Origin of the sequence: Nonomuraea sp. NPDC049309, from assembly GCF_043196965.1 — a bacterium.
Classification (GTDB): Bacteria; Actinomycetota; Actinomycetes; order Streptosporangiales; family Streptosporangiaceae; genus Nonomuraea; species Nonomuraea fastidiosa.
On the sequence record NZ_JBICSH010000002.1, the window covers coordinates 38,750 to 53,897 of the forward strand.

The window sequence follows — 15,148 nt, forward strand, 5'->3', positions numbered from 1 at the left end:
TTCCCGTGCCGCGCAATGCGGGAAAGGGCGGCCGAGGGGCCTAACGGGCGCGGTATTCGCGGAAGCCGCGTACGGACAGGCCGACGATGAGCACGGTGACGGCGCAGGCGAGCCCGCCGCCCACCCAGGCTCCGGTCAGCCCGAACGCCGTCGCCGTCGCGCCGGCCCGCAGCTCGCCGAGGCGCGGCCCGCCGGCCACCACGACGAGGAAGACGCCCTGGAGCCGGCCGCGCATCTCGTCGGGCGCGTAGAGCTGCAGGATCGACTGCCGCCACACCGAGGAGATGACGTCGGCCACGCCGCCGACGGCCATGAGCAGCACCACCAGCCACAGGTCGTGCGCGAGCCCCGCGCCCGCCACCGCGAGCCCCCAGACGGCGATGATGATCGACAGCCCCACCCCCTGCCGCTTGACCCGGCCGACCCAGCCGGAGAACAGCGCGCCGGCCAGGGAGCCGATGCCCATGGCCGAGGTCATCCAGCCGAGCGCCAGCTCGGAGCCGCCGAAGCGCTCGGCGGTCAGCTCCGGGTAGAGCGCCCTCGGCATGGCGAGGACCATCGCGATGATGTCCACGACGAAGGACATCAGCAGCACGGGGCTTTTGGCGATGAAGCTGAAGCCGTCGATCACGGACTTGAGCCCCGGCCTGGTCACCTTGCCCTGCGGGGGCAGCGGGGGGAGCTTGAGCGCCGCGTACAGGCTGGCGCTGAAGAGCACGGCGTCCAGCGCGTACGCCGCCGCGAACCCGCCGCCGGTCATCACGGCCGCCCCGACCATGGGGCCGACGACCGCGGCCATGCTGAAGACGAGCGAGTTGAGCGCGTTCGCGGCGGGCACCAGCTCGGCGCCCAGGATGCGCGGGATGATCGCGCCCCTGGTCGGCCCGGTGATCGCGAAGCCGGTGGAGTTGACCGCGACCGCGAGGAGGATCAGCCAGACGTTCTGCAGGTCCAGCAGGGCCTGGAGGAAGATGAACAGGGTGGCCGCCCAGGCGATGAGCGAGCCGGTGATGAGCAGCCTGCGCCGGTCGACGGCGTCGGCGATGGCCCCGCCCCACAGGCCGAAGACGATGAGCGGGATGAGGTTGGCCATGCCGATCAGGCCCACGTAGAACGAGGACCGGGTCAGCTCGAAGACCTGCTGGCCGACCGCGATGACGGTGACGTGCACCCCGATGTTGGAGACGGTCTGGCCGGTCCAGATCCGGCGGTAGGCCGGGACGCCCAGCGGACGCGTATCGACGAAGTGACGCTTGACCAGGTCCCCGATGAGCACCTAAGGAACATTAAGGGGCAAGTCTCTCCAGCACCCAGCCGGGTCGGGTCCTCCGGTAGCGCAGCCGGTCGTGCATCCTGTCGAGCTGCCCCTGCCAGAACTCCACCTCAAGGGGGTAGACGCGGAAGCCGCCCCAGAAGTCGGGCACCGGCGGGTTCTCCGGCCAGCGCGCCGCCAGCTCCTCGTAGCGGGCGTCCAGCTCCTCCCTCGACCGCACCACCGCCGACTGCCGCGAGGCCCACGCGCCGATGCGCGAGCCGTACGGGCGGGAGTTGAAGTATTCGGCGGACTCCTCCGGCGACAGGCGGGTCACCGTGCCCTCCACGCGGACCTGGCGGCGCAGCGGATGCCACGGGAAGAGCAGGGACGCGCGCGGGTTCTCCGCCAGGTCGCGGCCCTTGCGGGACTCGTAGTTGGTGTAGAAGACGAATCCGCGCTCGTCGTAGCCCTTGAGCAGGACCGTCCTGGCGCTCGGCCGGCCGCCCGCGGAGGCGGTGGCGAGCACCATCGCGTTGGGTTCCGGCAGGCCGGCGTCGAGCGCCTCCTGGAACCACACGGTGAACTGCGTGATCGGGTCGGCCGCGAGGTCCGATTCGAGCAGCGGCTCGCCCTCGTACGTACGGCGAAGCCCCGCCAGCATGGGCGGGCGCGGGGTGGCATCCACGAGACGGTATTCTTGCGCGCTCATGCGGCGGATCACATGGTGGGTCCGCCTGCCAGCGGGTCGTCCCCCAAAGTCCGACCCAGCCTTCGACCAGGGGCTTTGCCCGAACGGCGGGTCCGGAGACCGACCACGACCTGGGAGGGGGTTAAATTGACCCGCCGGTATCTCGACATCAACATAGCGGGCCAGCACGAGGGGAGAACGACTATGAGACCCCTGTGGCGGCCGCGACATGGCAGAGCATCGCGTTGCCGAAACATGGCAAGAAAGGGAGGCGGCCGAGAATGTCCGACTTCAAACCCGGCCTCGAAGGCGTCGTAGCTTTCGAGACCGAGATCGCGGAACCGGACAAAGAAGGGGGCGCCCTTCGATACCGGGGCGTCGACATCGAAGAGCTTGTCGGCCGTGTCCCATTCGGACACGTTTGGGGCCTTCTGGTCGACAACGCGTTCCAGCCGGGCCTGCCCCCGGCGGAGCCGTACCCCATCCCTGTCCACTCCGGAGACATCCGCGTCGACGTGCAGAGCGCGCTGGCGATGCTGGCTCCGGCCTACGGCTTCAAGCCGCTGCTCGACATCAGCGACGAGGAGGCGCGCGACCAGCTCGCGCGCGCGTCGGTGATGGCCCTGTCCTTCGTCGCGCAGTCCGCGCGCGGCCTCGGCCTGCCGATGGTGCCGCAGAGCCGCGTCGACGAGGCCAAGACCATCGTCGAGCGTTTCATGATCCGCTGGCGCGGTGAGCCCGACCCCAAGCACGTCAAGGCCATCGACGCCTACTGGACCTCCGCCGCCGAGCACGGCATGAACGCCTCCACGTTCACCGCCCGCGTCATCGCCTCCACCGGCGCCGACGTGGCGGCCGCCCTGTCCGGCGCGGTCGGCGCGATGTCGGGCCCGCTGCACGGCGGCGCCCCCGCGCGCGTCCTGCACATGATCGAGGGCGTCGAGCAGCTCGGCGACGCCAAGAAGTACGTCCAGAGCGAGCTCGACAAGGGCAACCGCCTCATGGGCTTCGGCCACCGCGTCTACCGCGCGGAGGACCCGCGGGCCCGTGTGCTGCGGCGCACCGCCAAGGAGCTCGGCGCGCCCCGCTACGAGGTCGCCGCCGCCCTTGAGCAGGCCGCGCTGGAGGAGCTGCACGCCCGCAAGCCCGACCGGGTGCTGGCCACCAACGTGGAGTACTGGGCCGCCGTGGTCCTCGACTTCGCCGAGGTGCCCGCCCACATGTTCACCTCCATGTTCACCTGCGCCCGCACGGCCGGCTGGGCCGCGCACATCCTGGAGCAGAAGCGCACGGGCAGGCTGGTCCGCCCCAGCGCCAAGTACGTCGGCCCGGCCTCGCGCCCGCTGACCGACGTCCCAGGGGCCGACGAGGTCGTCGGCAAGTTCTGACACGCTCATCCCCCGCTGACGGCTACCGCGCGGCTCCTCAGGGCCCTGCGGTAGCCGTTCCTCGTCTCTGGGAGGCTCTGGGAGCCTCTGGGGGCGTTTTCCGACGCCCTGAGGGCTTTGAGGGCTTTCACAGGCTTTCGAAGCGGGCGGTGACGTGCCCCGCGTCTCAGAATCCGGGCCGCGTGCGAGCCAGTCCCCGCAGGTCGGTAGGCTCCGTTACGTGGCTGACATCGTGATTCCCGCTGACATCAAGCCCGCCGACGGCCGCTTCGGCTGCGGTCCTTCGAAGGTTCGCCCGGAGCAGCTGGCCGCGCTCGCCGCCTCCGGTGCGAGCGTCATGGGCACCTCGCACCGCCAGAAGCCGGTCAAGAACCTGGTCGGCCGCGTCCGGTCGGGCCTTGCCGACCTGTTCTCGCTGCCCGAGGGCTACCAGGTCGTGCTGGGCAACGGCGGCACCACCGCGTTCTGGGAGATCGCGGCCTTCGGGCTCATCCGCGAGAAGTCGCAGCACCTGTCGTTCGGCGAGTTCTCCTCGAAGTTCGCGGCGGTCACCAAGAAGGCGCCCTGGCTGGCCGAGCCGAGCGTCATCAAGTCCGAGGTCGGCACCCACCCCGAGGCGGTCGCCGAGGACGGCGTCGACGCCTACGCGCTGACCCACAACGAGACCTCCACCGGCGTGGCGATGCCGATCAAGCGGGTCGGCTCCGACGACTCGCTGGTGCTGGTCGACGCCACCTCCGGCGCGGGCGGCCTGCCCGTCGACCTCAACGAGGCCGACGTCTACTACTTCGCCCCGCAGAAGAGCTTCGCCTCCGACGGCGGCCTGTGGATCGCGATCATGTCGCCGCGCGCCCTGGCCAGGGTCGAGGAGATCGCCGCGAGCGGCCGCTACGTCCCCGAGTTCTTCAGCCTGCCCGTCGCGATCGACAACAGCGCGAAGGACCAGACCTACAACACCCCGGCCGTGGCCACGCTGTTCCTGCTGGCCGACCAGCTCGACTGGATGAACGGCAACGGCGGCCTGGCCTGGACCACCGCCCGCACGGCCGACTCCGCCTCGCGCCTGTACACGTGGGCCGAGAAGTCGTCCTTCGCCACCCCGTTCGCGGCGCCCGAGTTCCGCTCGCAGGTGGTCGGCACGATCGACTTCAACGACGACGTCGACGCCGCGGCGGTGGCCAAGGTGCTGCGCGCCAACGGCATCGTCGACACCGAGCCCTACCGCAAGCTGGGCCGCAACCAGCTGCGCATCGCGATGTTCCCGGCCATCGACCCGGCCGACATCGAGGCTCTGACGACCTGCATCGACTACGTCGTCGAGCGCCTCTAGCGGCGTCCAGCCCGCAACCGCGAAGGCCAGCACCGGATCCTCGGTGCTGGCCTCTTGCTACTCCTGTCCACCACGCTTCGACATTTCACGACTAGGAACGTCCTTGCCCGACAAGCCCTCGTTCGGCCAGGGGACCGCACGGCAGAAGAGCCTCGGCTACCTCATGTTCGCCAGCCGCTGGCTGCAGGTCCCCCTCTACGTCGGCCTCATCGTGGCCCAGGCGGTCTACGTCTGGCAGTTCGCGATCGAGCTGTGGCACCTCATCGAAGGCGTCTTCCTGCACAGCGCGCCGCCGTCCGACGGCACCTCGCCCGAGGCCGTGGTCATGCTCACCGTGCTGGCGCTGATCGACGTCGTGATGATCTCGAACCTGCTCATCATGGTGATCATCGGCGGTTACGAGACGTTCGTCTCCCGCATCAACCTCGACGGCCACCCCGACGAGCCCGAGTGGCTCTCCCACGTCAACGCGAACGTGCTGAAGGTCAAGCTGGCCACCGCCATCATCGGCATCTCGTCGGTGCACCTGCTGCAGACGTTCATCAGGGCGGGCGAGATCCCCAACGACAAGATCATGTGGCAGACGTTCATCCACCTGGCGTTCGTGGTCTCGGCGCTCGGCCTGGCCTGGATCGACCGCCTGCTGTCGTCGTCGCCGGCCGAGCACACGCGCCCGCACATCTAGCCCGGGTACGTCTTCAGCTCAGGTACGGATACGAGGTGGCGGGCGGCAGCTCGCGCTTCTTGCGGCGCAGCACCCAGGCCGCCACCACACCGCCGATGAGGCCGAACAGGTGTCCCTGCCAGGAGATGCCCGGCTGGTTGGGCAGCACGCCCGCGAGGATGCCCCAGTAGGCCACGCCGACGCCGATCGCGATGAGGATGTCGAGCAGCCGGTGGTCGAAGATGCCGCGCGCCACGATGAAGCCGAAGTAGCCGAAGACCAGGCCGCTGGCCCCGACGGTGTAGGTCATCGGGCCGCTGAGCAGCCACGTGCCGATGCCGCCGATGAAGATGATCAGCACGGTGGCCCAGAGGAACTTGCGGATGTCGCGCAGGCCCGCCAGGAAGCCCAGCACGAGCAGCGGCACCGAGTTGGCCATCAGATGGCCGAAGCCGACGTGGAGGAACGGCGCGAAGAGGATGCCGAGCAGGCCGTCGGGGTCCCAGCCCCTGATGCCGTACTCGTAGTCGAGGGTGCCGCCGAGGAAGAAGTCGACGCCCTCCACGAGCCACATCACCGCGAGCATGGTGACCATGACGATGAGCGCGCTCAGGGCACCCGACAGCAGGGCTCCGGCGCCGCGCTTGGCGGACTCGAACCTGGAACCCGAATAGTCGCTCATGCGCTCTCCCGGTAGGTCGTCCTCCTCTCCCTTTACCGTATCCAGGCGAAGCCGGGTGCGCGCTAGAGCGTTCCCCTCCCGTTTCGTGGTCAACCGGGAGGGGACACCTCTTCACGACGCCATCAGACGCCATCAGACGCCATCAAACGCCATCAGGCGCGATCAGACGCCATCAGACGCGATCAGACGCGATCAGACGCTGCCGGGCGCGGTCACTCGCCCTTCCACCGGGGCGCGCGCTTCTCGGCGAAGGCCGCAGCGCCTTCCATCGCGTCCTTGGAGGCGAAGACCGGGTTCACGATCGCGGACTGCTTCTTGAACATCTCGTCCAGCGACCAGTCCTGCGACTCGATCACGACCCGCTTGGTCGCGATGAGCGAGAGCGGCGCGTTCGCGGCGATCTTCTTCGCCAGCTCCAGCGCGCCCTCCAGCGCCGCGCCCGGCTCGGTGACGCGGTTGACCAGGCCCAGCTCGTACAGGCGGGAGGCCGGGTAGTGGTCGCCGGTCAGCGCGATCTCCATGGCCACGTGGTACGGGATGCGCCGGGGCAGCCGCATGATGCCGCCCGCGGCCGCCACGAGGCCCCGCTTGGGCTCGGGCAGCCCGAACTTGGCCTCCGACGACGCCACGATGACGTCGCAGGAGAGCGCGAGCTCGAACCCGCCCGCCAGCGCGTAGCCCTCGACGGCGGCCACCAGCGGCTTCTTCGGCGGCGCCTCGGTGATGCCGCCGAAGCCGCGGCCCTCGACCACCGGCATGTCACCGCTGAGGAAGCCCTTGAGGTCCATGCCGGCGGAGAAGGTGCCGCCCGCCCCGGTCAGGACGTAGGCGGAGATGTCGGGACGTGCGTCCAGGGCGTCCAGCGCCTCCGCCATGCCCCTGGCCACCGCCCCGTTGATCGCGTTGCGCGCCTTGGGGCGGTTGATCGTGATGACGGCCACGTTGCCGGACTCTTCGACGAGCACTTCGTCAGACACGGGACCTCACTTGGGCTGGAAGCGGATGCCGCCGTCGAAGCGGATGACCTCGGCGTTCATGTAGTCGTTCTCGATGAGCGACTTCACCAGGTGGGCGAACTCGTCGGCGCGGCCCATGCGCTTGGGGAAGACCACCGGCGCGACCAGCTTGGCCTTGAACTCCTCGGCGTTCGGCGAGAAGCCGTAGATCGGGGTGTCGATGATGCCGGGGCAGATCGTGTTCACCCGTACGCCGATGGCCGACAGGTCGCGCGCCGCGGGCACGGTCATGCCCACGATGCCGCCCTTGGACGCCGAGTACGCGAGCTGCCCGGTCTGCCCTTCGAGCGCCGCCACGGAGGCGGTGTTGATGACCACGCCGCGCTGGCCGTCGGCGTCGGCCGGCTCGGTCTTGGCGATGGCCGCCGCGGCGATGCTCATGAGGTTGAACGTGCCGATCAGGTTGACCTCGATGACCTTGCGGTAGGAGGCCGGGTTGTGCGGCTTGCCCTCGCGGTTGACCGTGCGCTCCGCCCAGCCGATGCCGGCGCTGTTGACGACCACGCGCAGCGGCTTGCCGGTGGCCACGGCGGCGTCCACGGCCGCCTGCACCTGCTCGGTGTCGGAGACGTCGGTCTTGACGAAGACGCCGCCGATCTCGTCGGCGACGGCCTTGCCGCGCTCCTCGTTGAGGTCGGCGATGACCACGGTGGCGCCGGCTCGGGCGAGCTCGCGGGCGGTCGCCTCGCCGAGGCCGCTGGCGCCGCCGGAGATGATTGCTGCAGATCCGTTCACGTCCATAACGTGGACCTTAACCGCAGACCGAATGAAGTTCTACTCGGGGGCGGCTAAATCTCGCCCACGGCCGTGTCGACGTCGGAGTAGACCTTGATCCGGCGGTCGAGGCCGGTCGTGCGCAGGATGCGGGCGACGGGGGCCTGGGGCGCGGCCAGGGAGACGCCGCCGCCCTCGCCGGTGGCCAGCCGCCACGCCTCGATCAGCACGGACAGGCCGCTCGAGTCCATGAACGACAGCTGCTGCAGGTCGAGCACGAGCCGCGCGCCGTCCTGCTTGATGGCATCGCGTACCTCGTCGCGCAGGAACGGCGCGGTGAACAGGTCAAGCTCTCCCTCGACGGCCACCACCACGGCGTCACCCAGGGCGTGTCGCGCAAGCCGCAGCTTCATTGGGCCCCTCCTCGATGAGCCACTGTACTTCGACATCCCCGGATCGCGGGCATGCACAAACTACGAAAAGTCGGGTGTTGGGGGACAAGGCGGGCCTAAACGCGTACCAAACGCCCCGTCAAGAACCACGCTCAGGGTTTTTACCCATCTAGGGCCGGTTGCTCCAACCCGAGCCTAGCGGGAGCTCCAGGTACGCCAGAGGCCGCGGAACCGCACTCCAGGCGCCTTCCAAGCCCTCTCGGACGACTCAAAGGCTCAGGCCGCATCTCAGGCCACGCCTCAGGCCACGCGCCAGGCCGAGCGCCAGGCCGAGCGGTCGTGCCACAGAGGACGGCTGGGTCTCAGACAGCCCGGGACGGCCGAGGGCTCAGGCCGCCGGGATGGCGAACCCGTAGGGCAGCTCCAGCCGGTGCCGCGCCAGCAGCTCGGAGTCGGCCAGCAGCCGCCGCGTGGGCCCGTCGGCGGCGATCACTCCCCCGGACAGGATGACCGAGCGCTCGCACAGCTCCAGCGCGTACGGCAGGTCGTGGGTGACCATGAGCACCGTCACGTCGAGCGAGCGCAGGATCTCCGCCAGCTCCCTGCGCGCGGCCGGGTCGAGGTTGGACGAGGGCTCGTCGAGCACCAGGATCTCCGGCGCCATCGCCAGCACCGTGGCCACCGCCACCCTGCGGCGCTGCCCGAACGACAGGTGGTGCGGCGGCCGGTCGGCGAACTCCAGCATGCCGACGCGCTCCAGCGCGTCTTTGACCACCCGGTCCAGCTCCTCGCCCCGCAGGCCCGCGTTGGCCGGGCCGAAGGCCACGTCGTCGCGTACGGTCGGCATGAAGAGCTGGTCGTCGGGATCCTGGAAGACCAGGCCGACGCGCTGCCTGATCTCTTTCAGCGTGTCCTTGCGGACGGGGGTGCCGGCCACGGTGACCGTGCCGTGCCCCGGGGTGAGGATGCCGTTGAGGTGCATGACGAGCGTGGTCTTGCCGGCGCCGTTGGGGCCGAGCAGGGCGACACGCTCGCCGCGGGCGATCGTCAGGTCCACGCCGAACAGCGCCTGCGTGCCGTCCGGGTAGGCGTAGGCGAGCTGCCGGACTTCGAGTGAGTTCACCAGGTGAGTCCCAACACTGCGAGTGCGATGGCGGGCAGGGCCAGCGCGAGGCCCCATTGGCGTACGGATGCCGTCATGTCATGAATTATCGGCATACTGCCCGCGTATCCCCTGCTCAGCATCGCCAGATGCACCCGCTCGCCCCGCTCGTACGAGCGGATGAACAGCGCGCCCGCCGACCGCGCGAGCACCGGGATCTGGCGGAAGTTCCGCGCCTCGAACCCCCGCGACTCCCTGGCCACCCGCATGCGCCGCATCTCGTCCACGATCACGTCGAGGTACCTGAGCATGAACATCGCGATCTGCACCAGCAGGCTCGGCAGCCGCAGCCGCTGCGCCCCCATGAGGATCGCGCGCGGCTCGGTCGTGGCCGCGAGCAGGATGGACGCCACCACGCCCAGCGTGGCCTTGGCGAGGATGTTCCAGGCCGCCCACAGGCCGGGCACGCTCAGCGAGAGCCCGAGCACCGTGGTGCGCTCCCCCATCCCGATGACCGGGATGAGGAAGGCGAACAGCACGAAGGGCACCTCGATCGCCATCCGCCGCAGCACATAGAGCGCCGGGACCCTGGCCGCCGCCGCGACGCCGGCCAGCAGCACGGCGTACGCGGCGAAGGCCCAGAAGCTTTCGCGCGGGGTGGCCACCACCACGAGGGCGAAGGCGAAGACCGCCAGCAGCTTGCACTGCGGCGGCAGCCGATGCACGACGGAATCGCCCGGCAGGTACAGCTGGTGGTGGTGCCCCGCGCTCAACGTCTCACGCCTTGATCTCGTCCCGGCTCTGGTCAGCGGACTCACCGCGGCCGCGCGCCGCGTAGGCGACGACCCCGGCGATCAGCAGCACGAGCCCCACGCCGATGATCCCGGCCACACCCACGGGGATGCCGCCCACATCACCGTAGTCGGCCAGCGCCCACGACCCGAACAGGTGGTCGGCGGCCTGGTCGCTGAAGCCCTTGTTCTCGGCCACCGCCTCCAGGCCGTCGGGGTCGGGCGAGGCGAAGAACGACACGACACCGGCCAGCACCAGCGTCACGCCGATACCGCCGAGCAGGAACGGCTTGAGCCCGCCGCGCGCCGGGGCCACGGGCTGCTGCCCGGCCACCGTGGTCTCGCCGTCCGCGCCGCGCAGGACCAGCGGCTTGGCCAGGCCGCGGGCGCCGTACACGAGGTCGGGCCGCACGGCCAGCACGGCACCGACGGTCAGGGCCGTGATGACCGCCTCGCCGATGCCGATCAGCACGTGCACGCCGCCCATCGCGGCGGCGACGGCGCCCACCTCGATCGGGGCGGTGCCGCCGATCCAGAACAGCAGCGTGAACACCAGCGCGGCGGCCGGCACCGAGACCAGCGCGCCCAGGAACGCGGCGATCACGACCTTGCCCTTGGCCAGGCCCGTGACCAGCTTGAAGACGCCCCAGCCGACGAGCACGGTGACCAGGCCCATGATCGTGACGTTGACGCCGAGCGCCGTCAGCCCGCCGTCGGCGAAGAACACGCCTTGCACGAGCAGCACCACGGCCATGCACAACACGCCCGTGTACGGCCCCACGAGTATCGCCGCCAGCGCCCCGCCCATCAGGTGTCCGCTGGTGCCCGCCGCGACCGGGAAGTTCAGCATCTGCACGGCGAAGATGAACGCCGCGACCAGCCCGGCCATGGGCGCGGTCCGGTCGTCGAGCTCGCGCCGCGCGCCGCGCAGGCACACCGCGACACCGGCGGCGGCCACGACACCGGCGGAGACGGAGGTCACAGCGTTGAAGAAGCCATCGGGTACGTGCACCGCTGCCTCCAGTGAGCAGGTCGGACAAACGGTCCTTACTTTAGGACATCGTCTTGCACCTGCACATAGTTGGCAATTAGCGCAGAAGTCTTTTCACCAGACTTTCGGCCGTCAGCCGCTTGACCACCGCGCTCAGCCGCCCCTTGCCCGCCGTCGCGTACGGCCGCACGCTGCGCATCAGCGCCACCGTCCACCACCTGCTCGGGGCCGCCACCGTGCCGCCGCCCGTCTCGATCCTGAACCGCGCGGGCGGCCCGCCCAGATCGAGCTCCAGGTACGCATCCCAGGTCCCCGGCGCGAGCCGCCCCACGGCGGGCCGGGCCGCGAACCCGCCGCCCGGCAGCGGCACCACCCGCTCGGCCCGCTCGCAGCCGCTGCGCCGCTCCCGCCACACCAGCCGCTTGATGGACGCCGCCTGCGGCGCCGTGCCCGCCACCGAGACCTCACCGTCGATCAGCAGCCGCCGGCCGAGCGACCAGCGCGTCCTGGTCAGCCTGGCCGTACCGGGCACCGCCACCACGTGGCCGCCCACGTCGATGCTGAGGTTGCCGTTGTCCCTGGTGAAGTAGGGCAGCACCACGACGCCGCCGATCAGCCGGGGCCGCGGCCTGCCGATGTCGCTCTCGCGATCGGCCCCGAGCCGCCCCAGCCGGATCACGCCCTCGATCTCGACCGCCACCCGCAGGTCCCAGACGCCGGACGCGAGCGCGCCGACGTCCAGCCGGACGGTGAACTCGCCGCCCTTGCGCTCGACCGGCAGCACCAGCTCGGTGCCCGGGTCGTGGCGGGCGCGCAGCACCACCGTCAGGCCGTCGTCCCTGGTGATGCCGTCGAGGCGGGCCGCGCCGGTCACCACCAGCCGGTCGCCCTCCCAGCGCAGCCCGGTCAGCCTGCGGCGCACGGTGGCGCTCTCGATGCGGGCCAGGCGCACCAGGCGGTCGATGTCGCCGAGCGCGTCGGCCCGCTGCCTGTCGATGGTGTTGAGCCGCTCGTGCACCCCCGGCGTGTACCACTCGTCGACGATCGCGGCGACCTCGCGTGCGATCTCCTTCCTGCGCACGTCGTCGCTCTCCAGGAACGGCGTGCCGAGCTGGGTGAACACGTCGAGCCTGAAGTGCCTGCGCAGCAGGTGGTCGCGCAGCGGGCCCGGCTCGACGTGCCTGGCCATGAGCCGGATCGGCTCTTTGATCATCGCCAGCCAGGCCAGCGGGTCCCTGCTGCCCGCCTGCTGCATGATGCTGCTGCCGTCGGGCCTGGACACCAGGTGGTAGCAGTCGTAGTCGGCCACGATGGAGATCGGCCCCGCATGGCAGTAGGCGTGGACGCTGAAGAGAATGTCCTCCCCCACGAGCATGCCCTCGCCGAACCTGATGCGGTGGCGTTCGAGCAGCTCGCGCCTGAACAGCTTGAAACAGCTCAGACTGTTGTAGACGGGGCTGTCGCCGAGGCTCACCCGGTCGGCGTTGTGCTGGAACATCGAGACCGGCGCGCGCCTGCCGTGGCCGACGATGCGGCCGAGCACGATGTCGGACGAGTTGGCGTCGGCCACGGAGACCATGCGCTCGAGCGCCTCCGGGCCGAGGTAGTCGTCGGCGTCGCAGAAGAAGACGTAGCGGCCGGTGGCGTGCTCGATGCCGACGTTGCGCGGGCGGCCGGCGCCGCCGCTGCCGTCGATGTGCAAGACCTTGACGCAGCCGGGGTGGTAGGAGGCGTACAGGTCGAGCAGCTCGCCGCTGCCGTCGGTGGAGCCGTCGTCCACCACCACGATCTCCTTCTTCACCCGCTGCACGAGCGCCGAAGTGAGACACCGGTCGATGTAGGGCCGGCAGTTGTGCACGGGGATGACGACGCTGACGTCGACCGCGTCGTCATCGCTGCCTGTCCCCGGCATCGCCACCACTCCAGAGTCACGTCGCGTCGTCATCCCGCTTCAGTATGTGACGAGTACGGGCATCCGCGAGAGCCGATCGCGCGTCTTCATCCCCATGCTTTTGCTAAGACCGGAGAATCGCGGCATTAAGCCGAAACAGCCTCGCAGGGTCGCCAAATAGTCCATTCACGCAGCGTCGAATGGGTTTCAGGGATGGTGATTTCCCACCCGGGAGAAGGAATCCATCTCCGCCTGGTGCTTTCCCCCACCGCGGCGGGCCTCCGGTGATCCCGTCGGGAACCTGACACGTCTACAGTTAGGCGACCTGACTCGGAGGTGGCGGGAATGGGATCGGACCTGCGCGGTGACACCGCGAACGAATCGGCCGTGCACACGGCGGAGTTCATCGTTTCCTCGGCACGGCTCACGGAGCTGTACGAATGCGCCGTCCTGCTGCGCCGTACCCGGTTGCGCGCGGAGGAGATCGTGGACGAGGCGCGCGCCCTGGTGGCCGAGGCCCGGCAGCACGGCGACACCGAGCGCGCCCTCCTGCTGGAGGATCAGCTCGAACAGGCGCACGCGCGATATCGCCAGGTGCTGAAGGCGTACCTGGTGTTGTGCCGCAGAATCAACGAGGAACGCCAGGAGATCCTGCGCGTGCACCTCGAACGTGACCGGCTCTCGGGTTTGTCGGGCGCCGCTTGAACGGCATTCGGCACTCGGCTTTTGCCAAGGCCGCCGCTCGCCGCGGCCACCGGGGCGCGGCCCGCCGGGCGCGTGTTTCAGCAGCGATCCGGGAAACCGCCGAGAATGCGATAAATTGGGGTGAACCGTTGTGGCGTTTGGGGCGTCTCATAGTCAAGGGAAGCCCGAAATGCACGTCTTGCACGGTCGCGCGGCAGCCTGCAGTGGCAGCGGCTCCAGCCGCTCCTGATCGTAGCGCCGCGCGCATCTGAGCGGGCTCCAGCTCCCCGGGGGCCGTCCCCGGGGAGCTGGGGCAGGGGGCGTAACATGGCTGATCATGTTGCGCTGCGCTGTACTCGATGATTACCAGGACGTCGCACTCGGCCTGGCCGACTGGTCCCGGGTGCAGGCTAGGAGCTATCGCGACCACTTCGCCACGGTCGACGACCTCGTCACCGCCGTCCACGACTGCGAGATCATCGTCGCGATGCGCGAGCGCACGCCGTTCACCGCCGAGGTGTTCGCCCGGCTGCCCAACCTGCGCCTGCTCGTCACCACCGGCAGGCGCAACGCCTCCATCGACCTCGCGGCCGCCCGCGAGAACGGCGTCACCGTCTGCGGCACCGGCAGCAGCTCCACCCCCACGGTCGAGCTGACCTGGGCGCTGATCCTCGGCCTCGCCCGCCACCTGCTGCCCGAGGCCAACGCCCTGCGCGCCGGCGGCCCCTGGCAGCACACCCTCGGCTTCGACCTGCACGGCCGCACGCTCGGGCTGCTCGGCCTCGGCCGCATCGGATCGCGGGTGGCCGCCGTCGGCAAGGCGTTCGGCATGGACGTCGTGGCCTGGAGCCAGAACCTCACCAAGGAGCGCGCCGCCGAGTGCGGCGCCCGCCTGGCGCCCGACCTCGACGCGCTGCTCACCGGCTCCGACATCGTCACCATCCACCTCGTGCTCTCCGACCGCACCCGCGGCCTGCTCGGCGCGCGCGAGCTGGACCTGATGAAGCCGACCGCCTACCTCGTCAACACCTCGCGGGCGGCGATCGTCGACCAGGACGCGCTGGCCGCCGCCCTGCGCGAGGGGCGCATCGCGGGCGCCGGCCTCGACGTCTACGACGTGGAGCCGCTGCCGGAGGGGCACGAGTTCCGTACGCTGCCCAACGTGCTGGCCACGCCCCACCTGGGGTACGTGACCGAGCTCAACTACGGCACCTTCTTCAGGGAGGCGGTCGAGGACATCGACGCCTTCATTGACGGCGAGCCCATCCGCCGGCTCACCTGAGGTCGCAGCGGTAGCGCGGCTCGCGGACCGGGCGGCCACCGATCACGGCGTCCTTGACCGCGCCGTCGGGCCGCCAGCCCGCCCGCTCGTAGAAGCCGATCGCGCGGTCGTTGCCCTCCAGCACCCACAGGGTGGCCGACGCGTAGCCCGCCTGCCCGAACGTCCGCATCGCCTCCGTCATCAACCGGTGCCCGGCACCGCGCTTCCAGGCGGCCGGCAGCACGTGGATCGCGGCGATGCGCCCGGCGTCGCCTGCGACGGCTCGGCGGACTCGCATG

General features: G+C 70.2%; 16 protein-coding genes. 5 read left to right on the forward strand and 11 right to left on the reverse strand.

Annotated elements, in window-relative coordinates; genetic code table 11:
- Positions 1-40: 40 nt before the first annotated feature.
- Together ACGFIM_RS13850 and pdxH are read right to left on the reverse strand one after the other, a co-directional pair.
- On the reverse strand, positions 41-1,276 hold the full coding sequence (locus tag ACGFIM_RS13850; protein WP_393199864.1) for an MFS transporter: 1,236 nt from the start codon (positions 1,274-1,276) through the stop codon (positions 41-43).
- Between the two features lie 10 nt (positions 1,277-1,286).
- The gene (pdxH, locus tag ACGFIM_RS13855) at positions 1,287-1,964 is read right to left on the reverse strand and encodes a pyridoxamine 5'-phosphate oxidase (protein ID WP_393199866.1); all 678 of its coding nucleotides are present in this window, start codon (positions 1,962-1,964) and stop codon (positions 1,287-1,289) included.
- 260 nt (positions 1,965-2,224) lie between these two features.
- Between pdxH and ACGFIM_RS13860 the strand changes: the two genes are divergently transcribed.
- From ACGFIM_RS13860 to ACGFIM_RS13870, 3 genes are all read left to right on the forward strand, one after another.
- The gene (locus tag ACGFIM_RS13860; protein ID WP_364063204.1) at positions 2,225-3,331 is read left to right on the forward strand and encodes a citrate synthase 2; all 1,107 of its coding nucleotides are present in this window, start codon (positions 2,225-2,227) and stop codon (positions 3,329-3,331) included.
- 220 nt (positions 3,332-3,551) lie between these two features.
- Complete coding sequence (gene serC, locus ACGFIM_RS13865; protein ID WP_393199869.1) at positions 3,552-4,661, forward strand: phosphoserine transaminase; 1,110 nt, start codon at positions 3,552-3,554, stop codon at positions 4,659-4,661.
- Positions 4,662-4,764: 103 nt separating this feature from the next.
- On the forward strand, positions 4,765-5,346 hold the full coding sequence (locus ACGFIM_RS13870) for a TIGR00645 family protein (RefSeq protein WP_393199871.1): 582 nt from the start codon (positions 4,765-4,767) through the stop codon (positions 5,344-5,346).
- Between the two features lie 13 nt (positions 5,347-5,359).
- Here the strand turns inward: ACGFIM_RS13870 and ACGFIM_RS13875 are convergent, their stop codons facing one another.
- The 8 genes from ACGFIM_RS13875 to ACGFIM_RS13910 form a co-directional block, all read right to left on the reverse strand.
- Positions 5,360-6,007, reverse strand: coding sequence for a rhomboid family intramembrane serine protease (locus ACGFIM_RS13875; protein WP_393199873.1), 648 nt, complete (start codon positions 6,005-6,007; stop codon positions 5,360-5,362).
- 212 nt (positions 6,008-6,219) lie between these two features.
- Entirely contained in the window at positions 6,220-6,984 is a 765-nt protein-coding gene (locus ACGFIM_RS13880) for a crotonase/enoyl-CoA hydratase family protein (protein WP_393199875.1), read from the reverse strand.
- A 6-nt stretch (positions 6,985-6,990) separates the two neighbouring features.
- Complete coding sequence (locus ACGFIM_RS13885; protein WP_393199877.1) at positions 6,991-7,764, reverse strand: SDR family NAD(P)-dependent oxidoreductase; 774 nt, start codon at positions 7,762-7,764, stop codon at positions 6,991-6,993.
- A 47-nt stretch (positions 7,765-7,811) separates the two neighbouring features.
- Positions 7,812-8,150: an STAS domain-containing protein gene (locus tag ACGFIM_RS13890; protein WP_043624827.1), complete on the reverse strand. Its 339-nt coding sequence runs from the start codon at positions 8,148-8,150 to the stop codon at positions 7,812-7,814.
- 367 nt (positions 8,151-8,517) lie between these two features.
- The gene (locus ACGFIM_RS13895; RefSeq protein ID WP_393202540.1) at positions 8,518-9,255 is read right to left on the reverse strand and encodes an energy-coupling factor ABC transporter ATP-binding protein; all 738 of its coding nucleotides are present in this window, start codon (positions 9,253-9,255) and stop codon (positions 8,518-8,520) included.
- The gene (gene cbiQ / locus ACGFIM_RS13900; protein WP_364063182.1) at positions 9,249-10,004 is read right to left on the reverse strand and encodes a cobalt ECF transporter T component CbiQ; all 756 of its coding nucleotides are present in this window, start codon (positions 10,002-10,004) and stop codon (positions 9,249-9,251) included. Before cbiQ ends, ACGFIM_RS13895 begins: the two co-directional genes overlap by 7 nt.
- Positions 10,005-10,008: 4 nt before the next feature.
- Positions 10,009-11,034 carry an energy-coupling factor ABC transporter permease gene (locus ACGFIM_RS13905; protein ID WP_364063179.1) on the reverse strand — a complete coding sequence of 342 codons (1,026 nt, stop codon included), beginning with the start codon at positions 11,032-11,034 and terminating at the stop codon, positions 10,009-10,011.
- 76 nt (positions 11,035-11,110) lie between these two features.
- The gene (locus ACGFIM_RS13910) at positions 11,111-12,958 is read right to left on the reverse strand and encodes a glycosyltransferase family 2 protein (RefSeq protein ID WP_393199881.1); all 1,848 of its coding nucleotides are present in this window, start codon (positions 12,956-12,958) and stop codon (positions 11,111-11,113) included.
- 291 nt (positions 12,959-13,249) lie between these two features.
- Between ACGFIM_RS13910 and ACGFIM_RS13915 the strand changes: the two genes are divergently transcribed.
- Both ACGFIM_RS13915 and ACGFIM_RS13920 read left to right on the forward strand, forming a co-directional pair.
- A complete protein-coding gene (locus tag ACGFIM_RS13915; protein ID WP_393199883.1) occupies positions 13,250-13,609 on the forward strand; it encodes a hypothetical protein in 360 nt (119 codons plus the stop codon).
- Positions 13,610-13,925: 316 nt separating this feature from the next.
- Positions 13,926-14,870 carry a D-2-hydroxyacid dehydrogenase family protein gene (locus ACGFIM_RS13920; RefSeq protein WP_393199885.1) on the forward strand — a complete coding sequence of 315 codons (945 nt, stop codon included), beginning with the start codon at positions 13,926-13,928 and terminating at the stop codon, positions 14,868-14,870.
- Here the strand turns inward: ACGFIM_RS13920 and ACGFIM_RS13925 are convergent.
- Positions 14,863-15,147: a GNAT family N-acetyltransferase gene (locus ACGFIM_RS13925; protein WP_393199887.1), complete on the reverse strand. Its 285-nt coding sequence runs from the start codon at positions 15,145-15,147 to the stop codon at positions 14,863-14,865. The genes ACGFIM_RS13920 and ACGFIM_RS13925 overlap by 8 nt on opposite strands.
- Between the last annotated feature and the right edge of the window lies 1 nt (position 15,148).